An 18,744-nucleotide genomic window follows, 5' to 3' on the forward strand; every position below is an offset into this window, starting at 1 on the left:
GCGGATGTCGGTGAAGGATCGTGCAGCTTTATTACAGATGAGTGGCATCTCCAAATCATTTGCGGGTGTGAAGGCGCTGCAGGAGGTTGATTTTGACCTGCATGCGGGTGAAATTCATGCCTTGCTGGGTGCGAATGGCGCCGGGAAAAGCACATTGATGAAAGTCTTGTCCGGTGCTTATACCTGCGAGTTCGGTCAGATTGCGATAAGCGGTAAGGCACAATCGATTCAAACACCTAAGGAAGCTATGGCTCATGGCGTCTATTGCGTCTACCAGGAAGTAGATACAGCACTAGTTCCTGAACTTACGGTTACTGAGAATGTGATGATGGATCGGATGGTTCAAGGGGGAGCCTGGATCAGTTGGCGCAAGCTTCATAGCGAAGCGGAAGCGATCCTTGCCAAGATTGGGGCGACGTTCTCTGTGCGTCGCAAGGTGGACGAGCTGAGCATTTCGCAGAAGCAGCTTGTTTTGATTGCCAGAGCGATGGCGCACAAGGCGAAGGTCATGATCTTCGATGAGCCGACGGCCCCACTCAGTCTGGAGGAATCGGAGCGGCTGTTTCAGATTATGGACAGCCTCAAGCAAGAGGGGGTGGGGATTATCTTCATCTCCCACCGCTTGCAAGAAGTGTTCCGCGTGTCGGACCGGATCACGATCATGCGCGACGGCCGCCAGGTGCTCACGCAGGCGGCCGCTTCGATGGACATCGCCGGAGTTATTGAGGCGATGCTGGGCAAGACCTTCACCGAGGAGTTTCCCAAAGCCAATGTGCCCATTGGCGAAACGCTCCTCGAGGTGAAGGGCCTGCGCCGCGGCACGAAGGTGCGCGGCGTTAGTTTTGCCCTCCGCCGAGGTGAAATCCTCGGCGTCGTGGGGTTGGTCGGCGCCGGCAAGACGGAGCTGAGCCGACTGATCTTTGGCGCCGACGCCGCGGATGGCGGCGAGGTGTGGCTCAGCGGCCGCAAGCTCACGCTGCGCCAGCCGGACGATGCCGTGCGCGCCGGCATCGCGCTCGTGCCCGAGGAGCGCCGCAAGCAGGGCGTCCTCGTGGAGGAGACCGTGAAGCGCAATCTGTCGCTTCCCATCCTGCGCAAGCTGAGCTCGCTGGGCTTCGTGCGGCAGCGAGAGGAAAGTGAGCACGCGACTAAGATGGTGTCGCAGCTCGGCGTGCAGCCGGGCGATCCGAATCGCGTCGTTAAGCATCTCAGCGGAGGCAACCAGCAGAAGGTCGCGGTAGGCAAATGGCTGCCGACGAATGCGGATGTCTATATGTTCGATGAGCCGACCAAAGGCGTTGATGTAGGCGCCAAAAGCGATATTTTCCGACTCATCGGACAACTGGCTGCAGAAGGCAAAGGTATTATTTACTTGTCGTGTGAACTCAATGAAATTATAGGAATTGCTGATCGCATTTTAGTGATGAGCTATGGTTCTGTCGTGAAAGAGCTCTCCCGCGAGGAAGCGACGCAGGATCTCATTTTAACGTATGCAAGTGCGGGGGAGGCCGAATAACATGAAAGAAAAAAGCTTGGATTTTTCCTTTAAATACGGTGCGTTGTTCATTATTGCTTTGGTCATCGTCGTTTTTTCCATTATTAATGAAAATTTTATGACCTATGACAATATCGCTGACATTTTGCGGTCGATTTCGATTGTTATGTTCGTCGCCATTGGGGTTACGTTATCGCAGATTGTAGACGGCTTTGATTTGTCCGTGGGCTCGACGGTTTCCTTGTCAACAGTGGGTGCGGCGGCTTTGATGGTGTGGTACCAACAGCCTTTGATTATCGTTATTATCGTTCCTCTGATCATTGGGGCTGTGATTGGACTTTTGAATGCACTGTTGATCGTCAAGATCCGGATACCGGATCTGCTGGCAACGCTAGCTGTTATGTACATCATCGGCGGTGTCCAAAAAACTTACACCAAAGGCTTCTCCATCTATAACAATATGAGATTCCAAGATGGAACGGTGGCCAAAGGGAAATTCACGCCTGAGTTTCTCTGGATCGGACAAGGCAAGTTTCTTGGCGTGCCAGTGCCGGTTCTTCTTATGCTCGTAGCAGTTATCGCTGTACATATTTTCCTGACCTATACGCGTTGGGGCAGACAACTGTACATGACAGGCGGCAATCGTGAAGCGGCTCGCTTGTCTGGGATTTCCGTGAACAAAATTCGTCTGGCCGCTTACGTATTATCCGGTATATTTGCTGCATTCGGAGGCATTCTATATGCTTCTCGGGTAGGTTCCGGACAGATTGACGCGGGGGCGCCGCTCTTGATGGAAGCTGTTGCCTCCGTGTTCGTCGGGTATTCGGTGCTTGGCGCCGGGAAGCCGAATGTGATCGGGACGTTTTTCGGAGCTGTTCTGATTGGTATCCTGCTCAATGGTTTGACGATGCTGAATGTTCCTTATTTTGGCTTCGATATTGTCAAAGGCGGCGTCCTGGTGCTCGCTTTGGCCATTACTTTTGTCCATTTGAACCGCAAAAAAGCTTAGGGTTTTCTATCAATTCCTAACACATTGACGCGTCAACACACTAAAGGCAGAATTTTGCCGAAAAGTGTGGTATGATAGATTCATTGTTGTCTCAAACGAAAAGAATTCTAGGAGGAATTGAGTATGGCTCATCCAAAACAGCGCAGCGACATGATTAAAAAAGGATTCGACCGCGCTCCGCATCGCAGTTTGCTGCGTGCAGCCGGCGTTAAAGAGGAAGATTTCGGCAAGCCGTTTATTGCCGTTTGCAACTCTTATATAGACATTATTCCAGGACATGTTCACTTGCAAGAGTTCGGCAAAATTGTGAAAGAAGCGATCCGTGAAGCTGGCGGCGTGCCTTTCGAATTCAATACTATCGGGGTAGATGACGGAATTGCCATGGGTCACATTGGTATGCGTTATTCCTTGCCAAGCCGTGAAATTATTGCCGATTCTCTGGAAACGGTCGTAAATGCCCACTGGTTCGATGGACTTATTTGTATTCCTAACTGTGATAAAATTACACCGGGTATGATCATGGGGGCTCTTCGCGTCAACATCCCAACGATGTTAGTCAGCGGTGGACCGATGAAAGCCGGTAAAGATAAAAACGGTAAATCGATTTCCCTTTCCTCCGTATTCGAAGGCGTTGGAGCTTTCCAAGCGGGGAAATTGGATGAGGCTGGTTTGGAAGAGCTTGAACAATACGGCTGTCCGACTTGCGGATCTTGTTCCGGTATGTTCACAGCAAACTCCATGAACTGTTTGGCTGAAGGTCTTGGACTGGCGATGCCAGGTAACGGTACGATTCTTGCTGTTGCTGAAGAGCGCAAGCAATTCGTTAAAGACTGTGCGAAGCAATTGATGGTGCTGATCGAGAAAGACATCAAGCCTCGTGATATCGTTACGATTGATGCGATCGACAATGCGTTCGCTTTGGACATGGCGATGGGCGGTTCCACGAACACGGTTCTTCATACGCTTGCTATTGCACACGAAGCTGGCGTGGACTATCCTATTTCTCGTATTAACGAAGTAGCAGAACGCGTGCCTCATCTTGCGAAAATTGCTCCGGCTTCCGATTACCATATCGAAGACGTGCATTTGGCAGGCGGTGTGAGCGCGGTTATCAATGAATTATTGAAGAAACCAGGCGCTTTCAACGGTGATTGCTTGTCCGTAACGGCGCAAACACTGCGTGAGAATGTCGCTGGATGCGAAATTCAGAATACGGACGTTATCCGTCCTTTGACGAACCCGCATAGCGAGCGCGGTGGTTTGGCTGTTCTTTTCGGCAACCTGGCTCCAGAAGGCAGTATCGTTAAAGTTGGCGCCGTGGATAAATCCGTTGGCGGACGTCACGTAGGTCCTGCGATCTGCTTCAACTCCCAAGACGAAGCGTTGTACGGAATTGCGAACGGTAAAGTCAAAGAAGGCCACGTTGTCGTTATCCGCTACGAAGGCCCTAAGGGTGGACCTGGTATGCCGGAAATGTTGGCTCCAACGTCCCAAATCGTCGGTATGGGTCTAGGCGCGAAAGTCGCTTTGATCACAGACGGACGTTTCTCCGGCGCATCCCGCGGTATCTCCATCGGGCATATGTCACCGGAAGCGGCTGAGGGTGGACCTCTGGCTTTCGTACAAGATGGCGACATCATTGATGTGGACATGGATGGACGCAAAATCGAGCTGCAAATCAGCGATGAAGAGTTTGCGAAGCGTCGTGAAGGTTGGAAAGATTTCGAACCGAAGATCCAAACCGGATATTTGGCGCGTTACACTAAAATGGTAACGAATGCTAGCGCAGGCGCTATCTTGAAAATTTAATCATTGGATCGAAAAAAAGGAGTCTCGCGATGGTTGCGAGCTCCTTTTTTTAGGTTTGAGGGGGCAAGGCTCGCCTCTTGCTTGGTGAGGATGGAGGGAGCCTCGATCCCCGACCTCTCGGACTGCCCCAACTGCCTCATCTAGCTGACGTCCCAATCTTCCCTAACTGTCTCAACTAGCTGCGCTCCCGGACTGCCCCAACTGCCTCAACTAACTGATGTCCTAAACTGCCCCGACTGCCTCAACTAGCTGACGTACTAAACTGCCCCGACTGCCTCAACTAGCTGACGTCTTAAACTGCCCCAACTGCCTCAACAAACTGACGTACTAAACTGCCCGGACTGCCTCAACTAGCTGACGTCCCAATCTCCCCTAACTGCCTCAACTAGCTGCCCTCCCGGACTGCCCCAACTGCCTCAACAAACTGACGTCCAAAACTGCCCCAACTGCCTCAACTAACATTGACCCATGAAAGGGAACTATGTTCCCTTATTTCTAGTATAATTAGGCATTTGGCTAGTCAGGCGGAACTAGGGTACGCTAATTTGTCTAAATTGATGGATTTTCCACCTGTAGAGGTGAAATAAGGGATCCTACTTCCCTTTCAACTGCAAATATCGTCTTTTGAGACAAATAGAGGATTGTAGTTCCTTTTCGCAGGAGGTTACGGTATTTTAGTTGATTGGCTTTTGCCTGATTAGGTCAAAGAGAAATGCATGAATAGCAAGGATCCCGTCAAGACGGTAACGGCAACGAGTATGGATAGGGTGAGAACGAAACGCGCTTTAAAGATGGATAACAGCATCAAGGTGCTTTTAACGTCAATCATGGGGCCGAAGACCAGGAAGGCGAGCAGGGAGCCTGGAGAGAATGTCTTGGCAAAGGAGACAGCCACGAAGGCGTCAGTCGTGGAGCAGAGTGAAAGCATGTAGGCGAAGCCCATCATGAAGACGTGAGAGATGAAAGCTCCTTGGCCGATGCTCGATAGGCTGTCCTGCGCTACGAAGGTCTGAATCAAAGCGGTTAGGAACGCGCCGAGCATCAAGTATTTGCTCATTTCGAGCAATTCCGTCGTACCGTGGCTGAGCATTGTCATGGCTCGACCGCCGTGCGCGTGTGCGTGACCGTGATGGTCGTGATGGTCGCGGACCTGGTTGTGGTGTTGAAGTTTGTCATGGTCAAGGTGATGGCCGTGATGCAGATGTTGGCGATCGTGGTCATGGTCAAGGTGATGGCCGTGATGCAGATGTTGGCGATCATGGTCATGGTCATGGTGATGGCCGTGATGCTGATGTTGGCGATCGTGGCCGTGGTCAAGGTGGTGGCCATGATGCAGATGTTGGTGATCGTGGTCGTGGCCATGATGCAAATGATCCCGGTCATGGTCACGGTGGCCATCATCACGCTTATGCACATGCGTGTGCCCATGAGCATCACCAACATTCGATTGGATTTGGATAGGGTGGCGAAGCGGATTGCTCCTCAGGAAGCGTGTCAGGAAGAGTCCAACGACCAGTGCGACGCCAAAGGTAAGTCCCATGCGCGAGTAAGCCATAGCTGGATCACCGCGGAAGGCCATGAATGTCGAGGCAAAGACGATCGGATTGAGGATCGGCCCGACCAAGATGAAGATGACGGCGATGTAGACGGGCATTCCTTTTTGCATCAGACGACGCACGAACGGAATCATACCGCATTCGCAAAGTGGGAACATGATCCCTAGCACACAGGCAAATAGGATGCCTCCGATGGGATGTCTGGGGGTCATTTTGCGGATGAAGCCTTCCGGGATGAAGTTTTCGACGACGGTGGATAACAAGACACCCAGAATCATGAACGGTAAAGCATCCAGAAAAATGTCCAGAAACGCTGTGAAAACCTGCTTTCCTTGAAGCATGACCAAGCCCATTGGCGGCAGCTCTCTTGTTGTGATGATTAGGAAGAGCAGCAGTGCGCATATCATCGTGGAGATCGGTAAGCTCCATCGATATAGAGTTGATGACAATTCGTCGACACCCCTTTGTCCATAGATTGTATGATCTATCCTATGTACAGGTTGTGCCAGATAGGACAATGTCCTTGGTTGACATTAGGAAGTCAAGGTGTATAATAATAGAAAATCAATAAGCGATGATAGGAACAAGTAAATTTGTCTCCCGTTTCTCAGAGAGCCGGTGGTTGGTGTGAACCGGTGGAACGCGCAAATCGAATGGATCCTTGAGCTTGAGGCTGAACACAGTATGCAGGTTGCCGGAACCTAGGCCGGTGAACGATCTGCAACTGACTAAGTATGCCAAACGGTAGCTCTCCGTTATCAGAGCCTGAAGGTCTCAGAACGTTGCTATGTTCACAGACAAATTAGGGTGGTACCACGGTCTCTCGTCCCTTGCGGGGAGAGGCCTTTTTGCGTTTTCCAAAATGAGGAGGGTTTTCAGATGAAACGAGTTTTATCCGGCATGCAATCCAGCGGTCAGCTGACGATTGGTAATTATATTGGCGCACTTCGCAATTATGTTAAGCTGCAGCATTTGCACCGCTGCTATTTTATGGTGGTGGATATGCATGCGATTACGGTTCCGCAGGATCCTGCCGCTTTGAAGGAGCAGACGGAATCCGCTGCTGCGCTGTATATTGCAGCAGGGCTTGACCCGAATAAGGCGTCCATTTTCCTGCAATCGCACGTCCATGCGCATGCGGAACTTGGCTGGATTATGACGACTTTAACGAATATGGGTGAGCTGGAGCGCATGACGCAGTTCAAGGATAAGTCCGAAGGCAAAGAATCCGTCGGCGCAGGTTTGTTCACTTATCCTTCTTTGATGGCTGCCGACATTCTTCTGTACAATGCTGACCTGATCCCAGTCGGCGACGATCAAAAGCAGCATCTGGAGCTGACGCGTGATTTGGCGAACCGTTTCAATCATCGTTTTGGTGAAATGTTCGTGATGCCGCAGCCGTATACGCCGGAGATTGGCGCGAGAATCATGTCCTTGGACGACGCGTCCAAGAAGATGAGCAAAAGCAGTCCGAATGCAGGCAGCTTCATTGGAATGCTTGACGAGCCATCTGTCATTCGCAAGAAGCTTAGCCGTGCGGTAACGGATTCCGGGCGCGAGGTGAAATATGATCCTCAGAACAAGCCTGAGGTTAGTAATTTGATCTCGATCTATTCCCACTTTGCAGATATGAGTGTAGCTGAGATTGAGGCTAAGTACGACGGCCAAGGTTATGGCCCTTTCAAAAAGGATTTGGCGGAGCAAGTAGTAGCCGTCCTAGAGCCGATTCAGCAGCGTTATCATGAAATCCGCAAGTCGGGTGAGATTTTTGATATTTTGAAAAAAGGCGCCCGGGAAGCAGCTGAAGTGGCTGATCAAACGCTGCTTGAAGTGAAGAAGCGGATGGGATTTGTCGTTTAGATTAGGCTGCTGAACTTAGAAGTGACGAAAAACCCTCCACTCCGATTATGGGGTGAAGGGTTTTCTGCGTTTAAGGCCGGCTATTTCTTTTGCGAATTTTGGCTTTAACAGCAAAGCCGTATCCGATGAATCCCAAGGAGACGATGCAGCAGAGAAGCACCAGCCAAGGCTGGCGAAGGGCGATAAATAAGCTGATACCGGCGAGCAGAAGCGTGCCGACTACAGCGAACAGAAGCGCGAGAGGTTTGCTCATGTATGTGACCTACTTTCTAGAAGATTGAAACATATCTTCTTATTCTAAACTTTTTTCAGCGCTATGCATATAAGTTCATTTTCTCCACATACTATCTTTGCAAGCTTGCAAATACATCAAAGATCATAGCTGACTGAAAGGAGTCTGATCCTTATGGGTACAGGACAATCTCGCAACAGCAATACGCTGGTAGTTCCACAAGCCAACCAAGCTTTAGATCAATTAAAGTATGAGGTGGCTCAAGAACTGGGCATCCAAATTCCTCAAGACGGTTACTATGGCTATATGGCAACTCGTGACACCGGAGCAATCGGTGGACACATTACTCGCCGGTTGGTACAAATCGCCGAACAAACGCTAGCAGGTCAATCCGGCTTCCGCAGCTAGGCAACCTGATTTCGTTCATAGCTTTTACCGAATATGGTGAAATAAAACCTAGAGGAGCAATCCTCTGGGTTTTTTATGTGTCACAAAACAGGCAGCTCTGTCGTTACATGGGTAAATCGTAATTAAGGAGCTGATTATATGCGTGAACAAACGTGTGTTGTTGTAGGTGGCGGCTATGCTGGCATTCATACGATTAAAGCATTGCTCAAAGGATTTCAAGGGAAACCAACCGGTAGGAAACTCCGTATTCTTTTAATCGATAAAGAATCCTATCACCTTCGTAAAGTACTGTTATTCAAACCGGCTGCTGGAGGCGAAAATATTACGATTCCTTTGGCGGATTTATTTCCGGAAGGGGTTGAATTCATTCAAGGGACGGTAATGAAGGTGGATAGCGAGAGCAAGCAGCTCCATTACACCAGTGCGAAAGGTATCGCGTGTTCGCAGGCTTATGATCAGCTCGTTATTACGGTTGGCAGCATAGTTCGGCAGACAGATCCTGATCTGGGAGGGATTGCGTTGACGAATCTGCAGACAGCGGAACAGATTCGGGCCCAGTGGAGATCGAATTTGCAGAAAGCCATTCATTGTCAGAATAAGAAAGAACGTGAACGCCATCTCAGCGTAGCTGTAGCAGGTGCAGGGATAAGCGGAATAGAGGCTGCTGCCGAATTGGTGTACACGATGAAGCAAGAGGCAAAGGAACAGGGGCTGGACCCGTCGGCGGTGAAAGTGTATCTTTTGAATGCGCAAGAGCGGCTTTTTCAAGAGGGACCTGCTAAGGTAGGGCGGAAGATTGAACACATACTCACGAATGCTGGTGTAATCGTGCGGCACGGCTTCAAAGCGCTGTACGAGAAGGACGGCAGGTTAACTCTCTCGAATGGGGAGCAGCTTGCTGTAGGTCTATCCATTTGGACGCTTGGTTTGCTGCCGAATCCAATTCTGCGCACGCTAGGCTTAGCCACTACCAAGGAGGGGCAATTGATCGTGGATGCATGCTATCGGGTTCAGGGAACAGCCGGCATTTACGCTATTGGCGACTGCGCTCAAATCATCGATCCTGCGACAGGGCAAGCGGATCGGTTGACTTGCAAGGAAGCGACCGCGCAGGCTGCGCGCTTGGCTAAGGTCATTAGCGCTGACATCGAAGGGACGCGAGCGCCTGAGCATGCTTCGTTCATGGATTTTTTCTGTATTGGCTTAGGCCCTGGGCATGGCATGGTGTGGACCCGCAAATGGGGCTTGGATCTCATGATTACGGGCAAACTTGGTTGGAAAGTGCGAAAGTTCACCTGGGATCAAGCGAGTTTGTTACAATAGTTAGGTAGGCTGAGCTGGCATGCCTAGTGCTCGATTTGATGAAAGGACTCGATCATGGATACTTTTTATGCGCAATATAAACCTCTGTTATTTACACTTGCTTATCAGCTTTTGGGTTCATCGGCAGACGCGGAGGATGCTGTTCAGGATGTGTTCGTGAAAGCTTATGATGTCCAACTGGAAACGGTTGAGCATCCCAAGGCTTATCTCTGCCGTATGGTAACCAATCGCAGTCTGGATCAACTCCGATCAGTCAAACGTCAGCGGCGTCATTACGTTGGACCTTGGCTGCCGGAGCCGATCCTTACATCAGGAGAAGACGCATTGGAATCTGTTGTGCGCAACGATTTGTTGTCTTACGCGATGTTAGTGATGCTGGAACGTTTGTCGCCTCGGGAGAGAGCTGTCTTTGTACTGCGAGAAGCACTTATGTTCGATTACCCGACCATAGCGGGTCTCCTCGATCTCAGCGAAACGAACTGTCGTAAACTAATGAGCCGCGCCAGAGCGAAGATGGGGATTAGCGAGGAAGAAACAGTCTCAGGGAAGGCTGACGCAGGAGAATGGGTCGGCCGCTTCATGTCAGCCCTTGAGCAGGGCAATCTGGATACATTGGTATCTCTGCTCTCTGAGGATGTTGTGTTGTTCTCGGATGGAGGCGGTAAAGTGACAGCAGCCATTCAACCGGTAGAAACGAGTATTCGTGTTGCACGTTTTCTTATTGGGATCAAGAACAAGTTCGCGCAAAGTGCTGAAGCTATTCAAGCGGAGTTTAAGGAAGTGAACGGGCAGGCTGCACTGCTGATTCGCACCGGGGCAGGTATCGACTCAATTATTCTGCTTCATGTAGAACGGGAGCGGATTCGTCATGTGTATCTCATCCGGAATCCAGATAAATTGAGGTTGTTACACTAACAAAGAAGCAACAGACCTGATGGCCTGCTGCTTCTTTTGTTTGCCTGCTAGTAGAGATCGACACGCAGTTTCTTCTCCAGTCGGGTATCATTCACCCAACCAACATACGAATCCAACGTTTGATAGTTGTGATCCATCAGAATGACACCGACGAAAGGATATTGCTTGCGGTGGCGATAACGGACATCCGCCCATCTGACTTCGTAGCCCCAACGATGCTCTTTGACCTCGGCGCAGGTGAAGGATGAGAAGTAGAGGAGTGCTTGAATGTCCTCATGCTGCTTGGACGCTTCAATTGCTGGATGATCTTCACATTTGACGGTATCAATCCATCTGAGCTTTGCGTTTTTGAGTTCACCCAATTGATAGGTGCCATCCGTCCTCTGTTTCACGACATTCCATACATAGAGGTTGAATGTTACAATAAGCGTGTATTTATCTCCCGGCTGATGGGTTGGATCTTTGCGGTAAAGCCCTTTTTCAACAATGTAATGATCAAGTGAACGCCATATATAATAGAGGGCAAGGACTCCGTACAACGACGGGAATACGAGCTTGGGACTTGCAATGTGAAAGGACCACATGAAGATCGCCGCGATATGGCTTGAAAAGATAAAAGGGTCAAATATGTGAATAATGTTCCACGACACCCACTTTTCTGAAAAAGGCCGTATCGCTTGTGTCCCATATGTGTTGAAACAATCGGTGAAAACGTGAAAGCAGACGGCGATGCCTACCCACATCCCAAGGTGCAGCAGCGGGACTCCGTGGAAGAATAGCGCGAGTGCTCCGGTAATAAGCAGCGTCCAAAGCAATAGCGCCGGTAAAGAGTGCGAGCGACCGCGATGATTGCGAATGTACGTGGCGTTTCCTTTGAATCGAAGCAGCCCGTCCACATCCGGAATCTGTGAGCCAATGACCGTTCCGATGAAGACCGCTGTAGTGGCTGCTGAATCCGCCGAAACGCTAGGATCAATTTGCGACAGCCCTGCTAACCCTAAACCAATAACTAGGTGAGTTCCTGTGTCCAACTTGGTTTCCTCCTAAGCGTTTTCCATAGGAAAACAATTCTCGTAAACAAGGCTGATTGTACGGTTGGAAAAAGGGCTTCCGATGAATCCACTTTTTCCGTCTTCTTATTAGTTTACCATTTTAGAGCAAAAAATAAATCGGAGGGAGATCTAAAAATGTCTAAAGTTTTTGTAGAGTATGCCATAAAAACGGCTTTTCGTGAGCCATTTCTCATCTATATGCAGGAATGGCGGCAGAGGGAAGGGCGTTTGGAGCTATTGGAGGGAACGGACCAAGAGGGGCTTTATGTAGAAATTTGGCATGACGTTACCTATGAAGAGTATACCCAATTCAAGCGGGAACGACTCCAAGATGTGGAAATAGGCGCGCAGCCAATGTGGGAGGACTGGGTAGAAGGCGGTTTGCGCAAATTGCATATGTGGCATTTCGCTGAGGTTCCGAGCACATAGCGAAAAAACCGCTGCTCAGCAAGCGAGCAAGCGGTTCAATCATAGTGCGGTTATCTTTGTGGGCCAGCGCCGCCCGCGTATGGATAGTAGTATTGAAGCTCCTGGTCGAATGTAATGTAGTCTAGATTAACCATAAGCAGTAAGTAGCGCATGCCTGTCGCTGGATCGCTGATGATGATGTGATCACGTCCTGCAGCTTCTAGTTTGCCCTTGAAAATCTTGGCATTCCATTCGGAATTGTTCTCGTATGTCATGTAGATGGTAGCAATTTTGCCTAAGTTCAGGCGAAGAATATTCTCGATGTAGGATTCTTCCAAAGGAAGAAGCCCGGGAGGGTTCACGCCTGCGGGTCCAGGATTGCCAGTTTGCGGCAGGAATGCGCCATTGGGTGTTTGCGGTACGACTTTGTTCGTAATCGTCGTAGGAACCGGATAGGCAGGGTAGGGATACCCGTACTGCGCTTGCGGGTTGGCTTGGTTGCCAATCTTGAAAGGGTTATTCAACATAAAAGTAAATCCTCCTTAAGCTTTCCTTGTGAAAGCATTCTTCTGATCTTCTTAGATATGCGAAACTATGCTTTTCCTAGAACCTTGTGCGCCGCGATTTTAGCTTTTTGAAACAGCCAGCTTCAGCAAGGTCATTATCCATAATCATCATATTGTGCGTTTGCCTATATGGTGACTGATTTTCAGCATTTTTTGGCAAACAAAAAAGCCTCAGAAGAGGCTCAGGAGAATAAAAATTTATAACCGACTCCCCAGACGGTCTTTATGTACTTCGGTTCTTTGGGATCGACTTCTATTTTCTTGCGAAGGTTGGCGATGTGAACATCGATAGCACGTTCCGTTACATAAGAATCGAAGCCACGAACCCGGTTCAGAAGTTCCTCGCGGCTGTATACGCGCCCTTGATTTTGCCACAACAGCTTCATAATTTCGAATTCAGAGAAGGTCGTTTCGATCAATTTATTTTGGACAAACAGACATCGTTTCTCGAAATCCAAATGGACAATGGGGTCAGATGATTCCTCCGTCTGAGCCGTCGGCGGCACAAAGACATGGGAACGGCGCAGTAGAGCTTGTAGGCGTGCCGCTAGCTCTCTCATCGAGAAAGGTTTGCATAAATAATCGTCAGCGCCGGTCTGCAAGCCTTTAACACGGTCGGAAACTTCGCTCTTCGCAGAAACCATAAGAATAGGAATCATCGAGGCGGATCGAAAGTGCGTACATAGCTGAATACCATCCACATCAGGCAACATAATGTCCAGCACGATAACATCAGGCTCAAAGTCACGGAATAGGGTTTCACCTTGGCGGCCAGTTTCTGCCCGCATGACTTGATAACCTTCTTCGTACAAATAAATGGACATCATTTCACCAATGCTTAAATCATCTTCAATGATTAAAACTTTAGACATAAACGTTCCCCTCCCTTTCCTTCAAAAGGCTTGGTCCTCGATATGCCGGACGCAAATAATTGTTTTCTATAGTCATGTTATCATTATCCATTTTGTGACGTCCAGTGTTATGTTAATAAATAGGTCATTTTGCAGAAAAAAAGAAACTGGGGGGTACTTGATACCTACTGCGTAGGTCAAGTATTCCAGCTTCTTCGTATAGGATGGGTCATAACTACCAAATTCATACAGTCAAATGCTTTCGGACTTGATCTTCACTTAGATGCTCAGCCTGGCCTTCTGCAGCAATGGTACCCCGATCCAAGACATAATAATAGTCGGCGATGCTGGTTGCGAATTCCAAGCTTTGTTCCACGAGCAGTACGGCGATTTCACGATTGCGCTTAATGGACTCAATGATCGCCTCAATTTCCATCACAATGGAGGGTTGGATGCCTTCCATCGGTTCATCGAGCAGCAGCAGCTTTGGACCGGGGGCTAACGCGCGTGCGATGGCTAATTGCTGCTGCTGTCCACCGCTGAGGTCGCCTCCTTTGCGATGAAGCATCTGTGCAAGTATAGGAAACGTCTCGAAGAGGGAGTCAGGCAATTTCTTTCGGCCATCGGTTGCAGCTTCTAGGCCGAGCAAGAGGTTTTCTTCAACACTAAGCTGAGGAAAAATTTCACGTCCTTGCGGTACGTAGCCGATCCCCGCCTTGGCTCGCCGATCCGGGGGGGACGCTGTGATATCCCGCTCATTGTAGGAAATTGTGCCAGACTTAGGCTTAATGATCCCCATGATCGTCTTCATCAGCGTAGACTTCCCTACACCATTACGTCCCATGAGACAGACGATTTGCCCGGGTTTTACCTGGAGGTTGACGCCCCGCACAACCATGCTTTCGCCGTAACCGGCTTCCAACTTCTGAAGGTTAAGCACCGCGTTCCACTCTCCTTCCCAAATAAACTTCAGCAACCTTGTCATCATTCTGGATTTCTTGCATGGTGCCTTCCCGCAGGACAGTGCCTTCATGCAGCACAGTAACGGTTCTGGCGAATTGACGAACGAACTCCATATCGTGCTCGACAACGATGATGGTCTGATTGGCAGCGATCTCGTGCAGCAGCTCGCCTGTCTTCTCGGTTTCACTGTCTGTCATTCCGGCAGCCGGTTCATCGAGCAGGAGCAGATCAGGCTCTTGCATCAGTAGCATGCCGATTTCGAGCCACTGCTTCTCTCCGTGAGAAAGGGAGCCTGCGCGCTCCTTGCTCTTGTTGTGCAAACCAATCATCCCAAGTCTGAGATGCAATCGATCCAGTTGCTCACTTGTAGTCTTCGCCCATAGGGCGCTGAGTAGACCGCGTTTTTGCTTCATGGATAGAGCCAAGTTTTCGAAAACAGTGAGGGTTGAGAAGACAGAAGGCGCTTGAAATTTGCGCCCGATGCCGAGTTGAGCGATTTGATGCTCTTGATGCTTCGTTAAATCAATGGCATCTTTGAAATAAACGTGGCCGTGTGAAGGTTTCACTTTCCCGCAAATGACATCCAGGAGCGTTGTTTTTCCTGCTCCATTCGGTCCAATGAGGAACCGGAGTTCTCCGTATTGCAAGGAAAAGTCCAGGTTCCGTAAGGCTTTGAAACCATCAAAGCTCACCTCAAGTCCTTTTACGCTCAGGATCTTCTCGCTGGCTGCAGGTTCATGCTTCGCTAATTGTCCTAGCATGGGGAATTTCCTCCTTCTTTGTTCAGAAAAACGTTGATTTTACAGGGCTAGCTGACTTCTTGCGAAGAAGAGATCGGTTTGGGAAGCACGGGCTTTTTCCAATTGGATGTGTAGTGGGTGATCGTTCCTACAATGCCTTTGGGCAGCAAAAGTACGACGATAATGAACAAGGCTCCTAACATAATCGGCCACCAAGCGGGATAAGCTTCACTGAATGTAGTTTTCGCTGCATTGGTAACCAGAGCTCCGAGAACAGCGCCTCCGATCGTAGAACGTCCACCGATAGCTACCCACAACACCATCTCGATGGAGGGGACGATTCCCATTTGTGCAGGGGAGATAATCCCTTCCTGGAGGACGAAGAGCACACCGGCAAGCCCGGCTAATCCGGCTGATGCGCAGTAAATAAATACTTTAAACGTGACCGGGTTATAGCCAATGAAGCGAACGCGATTCTCTCCATCGCGAATGGCAGTCAGGATGTTGCCTATACGGCTGGTGACAAGGATGCTGCATAGAATCAGGACGAGAGCAACGATGGCAAGCGTGAGATAGAAAAATAACAGTTTTGTGGATTGTGCTTGCAAATCCAGGCCAAGAAACGTACTGAAATTCGTGAGTCCATTCGTCCCTCCGGTATACCCTTGTTGACCGACGAATAAAGTGACCGTAATGATGACGAGCGCTTGGGACAGAATGGAGAAGAAGGCGCCCTTGATCCGGTTTCGGAAAGTGAAATAGCCTAAGATAAAGGCGACAATCATCGGTACGATGAGGGCAAGCAGGAATGCCGCTCCCGCATTGTGAAAGGGGACCCAGAACCAAGGCAAGCTCTCGACACCGCTCCAGGACATGAAGTCCGGCAGTTGGTCAGGTGTTGCAGCCAGCTTTAGATGCATAGCCATACAATAGGCGCCTAGTCCGAAGTAAACGCCATGTCCGAGACTTAGAATGCCTGTATATCCCCATATGAGATCAATACCCATGGCAATAATGGCATAAGCGAGAAATTTGCCGAGCAGCGAGAGACGGAACTCAGACAAGAAGAGTGGGGCTAGCGCGATAGCAATTAAGAAAACGGTATACACGATAAGTTTGAGTTTGGATTGTCCGGCTAAGAGCATGGAGGTGGCACATCCTTTCTTAATCTAAGGATCTGGAACGGATCGTTACAAGTCCCATCGGTTTCCATTGCAAGAAGGCGATAATCAGCGTGAAGACTAGCACTTTGCCGAGCGTAGCGCTCGTGGTGTATTCCAAGGCTGTATTGAAAACGCCAATGCCTAATGCTCCTGCTACGGTTCCGATGAGCTTGCCGATACCTCCAAGCACAACAACCATGAAAGCATCAACAATATAATAAGTGCCAATGGTCGGTCCGATCGGTCCTAACAGTGTTAAAGCACATCCTGCAATGCCTGCCATGGCTGAACCGAAGGCGAATGACTGAGCGTCTACCCGGCGTGTGGATATGCCCAAACAAGCGGCCATTTCGCGATTCTGCATGACAGCCCTCATGCGTCTGCCGCCTGCGGAGTGATAGAGATACATATAAATAATGAGAATGCAAAGCGCCACTAAGGCGATGATAAAGAGTCGCTTGTATGGAAGAATAAGGTCGGCTGTTACATGCCACCCGCCTTCCAGCCATTCCGGCGCTTTAACGGCTACGTTCGGCGCGCCAAAGATGGTGCGCGCGAGCTGCTGCAGCGCAAGGCTCACGCCCCAGGTTGCAAGCAAGCTATCCAGCGGTCTTCCATACATGAAGCGGATCAAGCAAACCTCGAGCAGCCAGCCGATGCAGAAGGCTACGGCAAAGGCGACGCCCAGAGAAACAATGAAGTACCACCCGAAAGCAGAGGCTGGCAGCATTTTCTGAAACCATTGTTGAACCAGATAAGCCATATAGGCGCCGATCATAATAAATTCGCCGTGCGCCATATTCATCACATTCATAAGACCGAAGGTAATCGCGAGACCGATGGCAATCAGGAGCAGAATGGAACTAAGGCTTAAGCCGTTGAACAGTTGAAGCAGCAGCAGACTCATAACAATCCTCCCCCAGTGAAGCCCGAGTAAATGATGAAATCCAGGACTGCCGCAAGGCAGTCCTGGCTCCAAGTACGATCTTCCTAAGTTGCTCTTATTTTTTCGTTACTTCTCCACCCCATGGGTATGTTTTGAGGAATGGATCTGGTTTAAGCGGTTGGCCGGAGTTCCAAATTTCTTTGATTTGCCCATCAGCCGTAATTTGACCGATACGCGCTGTTTTGGATATATGCTGATTCTCGCCGTCGATAACAACCTTCCCTTCAGGTGCGTTGAATTCGATGCCCTTGGCAGCGGCTTTCACTTTCTCGACCTCGAAGGAACCTGCTTTTTTGACCGCGGCTGCCCATAAATAAACAGCTGTATAGCCTGCTTCAATGGGATCATCAGTTACACGGTCTTTCCCATATTTGGCTTTGTAAGCTTCAACGAATTTTTTGTTCTCTGGCGTATCCGTTGTTTGGTAGTAATTCCAAGCCGTATAGTGTCCATCCAAGACAGACGCTCCAATGCCGCGCACTTCTTCTTCCGCAATACTGACGGACATCGTCGTTAAGTCTTTGGCTGTAATGCCGGCATCTTTCAATTGTTTGAAGAAGGCAACGTTGCTGTCACCGTTCAATGTATTGAAAATGACATCCGGTTTGTCTTTTTTGATCTTGCTGATGATTGTGTTGTAATCCGTGTGTCCAAGCGGAGTGTATTCTTCAGCAATGAGCGTACCGCCTTCGGCTTTCAACTGCTCTTTAATGATTTTGTTGGCAGTTCTTGGGAAGACGTAGTCAGAACCTAAGAGGTAAAATTTCTTTCCTTTGTTTTGCAGGAGCCAGGTTACAGCGGGGATAATTTGTTGGTTCGTTGTTGCGCCAATGTAGAAAATATTCGGTGATGATTCCACGCCTTCATATTGGACTGGATACCAAAGCAGTCCTTTGTTCTGTTCGACGACCGGAAGAACGGCTTTGCGGCTTGCTGATGTCCAGCAGCCAAAGATCGTTACAACGCTGTCCTTCTGCAGTAACTTCTTAGTTTTCTCTGCAAAAGTAGGCCAATCGGATGCACCGTCTTCAATCACGGGCTTGATTTTCTTGCCTAAGAGTCCCCCGGCTGCATTAATTTCGTCAATAGCCATCAGTTCGGCATCTCGAACAGATACCTCGCTTATGGACATCGTTCCCGTTAGAGAGTGAAGAATACCAACAGGTACGGTATCATCCTTCGAATCTGCCTTTGCCTCCGCAGCTGTAGACGCCTTAGGTGTAGTTGATGTTGATGCCGTCGGAACCGATTTGGCACAGCCCGCGATGACCAACATAATAGCCATGCTCAAAGCGACTGTGAGTTTACCTTTGTTTCTTATCTCTCTCATTCCCTAACCACTCCCTTACTTACAAGATTTGGATTACAAGGCCTATGATAAGTGGGAAAAGAAGATGGTGTCAATATATATGACACAAATGAATTATTTTTTGTGTTTTATGCACAAA

The 18,744-nt window shown here is 49.4% G+C and carries 18 protein-coding genes and 1 other annotated feature; of the genes, 8 read left to right on the top strand and 10 right to left on the bottom strand.

Annotation, left to right across the window (positions count from 1 at the left end; translation table 11 throughout):
- Positions 1 to 4 precede the first annotated feature (4 nt).
- From LOZ80_RS00455 to ilvD, 3 genes are all read left to right on the top strand, one after another.
- Positions 5 to 1,516 (top strand): sugar ABC transporter ATP-binding protein, encoded by a 1,512-nt coding sequence (locus tag LOZ80_RS00455; protein ID WP_238169598.1) that lies wholly within the window; start codon positions 5 to 7, stop codon positions 1,514 to 1,516.
- A gap of 1 nt (position 1,517) precedes the next feature.
- A complete protein-coding gene (locus tag LOZ80_RS00460; protein WP_238169599.1) occupies positions 1,518 to 2,504 on the top strand; it encodes an ABC transporter permease in 987 nt (328 codons plus the stop codon).
- Between the two features lie 123 nt (positions 2,505 to 2,627).
- On the top strand, positions 2,628 to 4,313 hold the full coding sequence (gene ilvD, locus LOZ80_RS00465) for a dihydroxy-acid dehydratase (protein WP_238169600.1): 1,686 nt from the start codon (positions 2,628 to 2,630) through the stop codon (positions 4,311 to 4,313).
- Between the two features lie 697 nt (positions 4,314 to 5,010).
- Here ilvD and LOZ80_RS00470 read toward each other — a convergent pair.
- Positions 5,011 to 6,276 carry a permease gene (locus LOZ80_RS00470; RefSeq protein WP_238173239.1) on the bottom strand — a complete coding sequence of 422 codons (1,266 nt, stop codon included), beginning with the start codon at positions 6,274 to 6,276 and terminating at the stop codon, positions 5,011 to 5,013.
- A 158-nt stretch (positions 6,277 to 6,434) separates the two neighbouring features.
- Positions 6,435 to 6,703, top strand: a binding site (T-box leader).
- A 45-nt stretch (positions 6,704 to 6,748) separates the two neighbouring features.
- Between LOZ80_RS00470 and trpS the strand changes: the two genes are divergently transcribed.
- Entirely contained in the window at positions 6,749 to 7,729 is a 981-nt protein-coding gene (gene trpS, locus LOZ80_RS00475) for a tryptophan--tRNA ligase (protein WP_238169601.1), read from the top strand.
- 70 nt (positions 7,730 to 7,799) lie between these two features.
- On the opposite strand, the gene LOZ80_RS00480 is transcribed toward trpS, so the two are convergent.
- Complete coding sequence (locus tag LOZ80_RS00480; RefSeq protein ID WP_189011538.1) at positions 7,800 to 7,982, bottom strand: DUF5325 family protein; 183 nt, start codon at positions 7,980 to 7,982, stop codon at positions 7,800 to 7,802.
- Between the two features lie 153 nt (positions 7,983 to 8,135).
- Here LOZ80_RS00480 and LOZ80_RS00485 point away from each other — a divergent pair, with 153 nt between their 5' ends.
- From LOZ80_RS00485 to sigJ, 3 genes are all read left to right on the top strand, one after another.
- The gene (locus tag LOZ80_RS00485) at positions 8,136 to 8,369 is read left to right on the top strand and encodes an alpha/beta-type small acid-soluble spore protein (protein WP_079409854.1); all 234 of its coding nucleotides are present in this window, start codon (positions 8,136 to 8,138) and stop codon (positions 8,367 to 8,369) included.
- A 138-nt stretch (positions 8,370 to 8,507) separates the two neighbouring features.
- Positions 8,508 to 9,692 (top strand): NAD(P)/FAD-dependent oxidoreductase, encoded by a 1,185-nt coding sequence (locus tag LOZ80_RS00490; RefSeq protein ID WP_238169602.1) that lies wholly within the window; start codon positions 8,508 to 8,510, stop codon positions 9,690 to 9,692.
- Positions 9,693 to 9,746: 54 nt separating this feature from the next.
- Positions 9,747 to 10,607: an RNA polymerase sigma factor SigJ gene (sigJ, locus tag LOZ80_RS00495; RefSeq protein WP_238169603.1), complete on the top strand. Its 861-nt coding sequence runs from the start codon at positions 9,747 to 9,749 to the stop codon at positions 10,605 to 10,607.
- A 47-nt stretch (positions 10,608 to 10,654) separates the two neighbouring features.
- Here the strand turns inward: sigJ and LOZ80_RS00500 are convergent, their stop codons facing one another.
- Positions 10,655 to 11,638: a metal-dependent hydrolase gene (locus tag LOZ80_RS00500; protein ID WP_238169604.1), complete on the bottom strand. Its 984-nt coding sequence runs from the start codon at positions 11,636 to 11,638 to the stop codon at positions 10,655 to 10,657.
- A gap of 156 nt (positions 11,639 to 11,794) precedes the next feature.
- Here LOZ80_RS00500 and LOZ80_RS00505 point away from each other — a divergent pair, with 156 nt between their 5' ends.
- Positions 11,795 to 12,088, top strand: coding sequence for a hypothetical protein (locus LOZ80_RS00505; protein ID WP_238169605.1), 294 nt, complete (start codon positions 11,795 to 11,797; stop codon positions 12,086 to 12,088).
- Positions 12,089 to 12,138: 50 nt separating this feature from the next.
- On the opposite strand, the gene gerQ is transcribed toward LOZ80_RS00505, so the two are convergent.
- The 7 genes from gerQ to urtA all read right to left on the bottom strand — a co-directional run bounded on the left by gerQ (position 12,139) and on the right by urtA (position 18,626).
- On the bottom strand, positions 12,139 to 12,594 hold the full coding sequence (gene gerQ, locus LOZ80_RS00510; protein ID WP_238169606.1) for a spore coat protein GerQ: 456 nt from the start codon (positions 12,592 to 12,594) through the stop codon (positions 12,139 to 12,141).
- A gap of 221 nt (positions 12,595 to 12,815) precedes the next feature.
- Positions 12,816 to 13,505, bottom strand: coding sequence for a response regulator transcription factor (locus LOZ80_RS00515; RefSeq protein WP_238169607.1), 690 nt, complete (start codon positions 13,503 to 13,505; stop codon positions 12,816 to 12,818).
- Between the two features lie 223 nt (positions 13,506 to 13,728).
- Complete coding sequence (gene urtE / locus LOZ80_RS00520; protein WP_238169608.1) at positions 13,729 to 14,424, bottom strand: urea ABC transporter ATP-binding subunit UrtE; 696 nt, start codon at positions 14,422 to 14,424, stop codon at positions 13,729 to 13,731.
- Complete coding sequence (gene urtD / locus LOZ80_RS00525) at positions 14,417 to 15,208, bottom strand: urea ABC transporter ATP-binding protein UrtD (protein WP_238169609.1); 792 nt, start codon at positions 15,206 to 15,208, stop codon at positions 14,417 to 14,419. The genes urtE and urtD overlap by 8 nt, the downstream gene beginning before the upstream one ends.
- A gap of 47 nt (positions 15,209 to 15,255) precedes the next feature.
- Entirely contained in the window at positions 15,256 to 16,332 is a 1,077-nt protein-coding gene (gene urtC / locus LOZ80_RS00530; protein ID WP_238169610.1) for an urea ABC transporter permease subunit UrtC, read from the bottom strand.
- A gap of 19 nt (positions 16,333 to 16,351) precedes the next feature.
- Positions 16,352 to 17,257: an urea ABC transporter permease subunit UrtB gene (gene urtB / locus LOZ80_RS00535; protein WP_238169611.1), complete on the bottom strand. Its 906-nt coding sequence runs from the start codon at positions 17,255 to 17,257 to the stop codon at positions 16,352 to 16,354.
- A gap of 94 nt (positions 17,258 to 17,351) precedes the next feature.
- The gene (urtA, locus tag LOZ80_RS00540) at positions 17,352 to 18,626 is read right to left on the bottom strand and encodes an urea ABC transporter substrate-binding protein (RefSeq protein ID WP_238169612.1); all 1,275 of its coding nucleotides are present in this window, start codon (positions 18,624 to 18,626) and stop codon (positions 17,352 to 17,354) included.
- Positions 18,627 to 18,744: the final 118 nt, after the last annotated feature.

It is taken from the genome of Paenibacillus sp. HWE-109 (assembly GCF_022163125.1).
GTDB lineage: Bacteria > Bacillota > Bacilli > Paenibacillales > NBRC-103111 > Paenibacillus_E.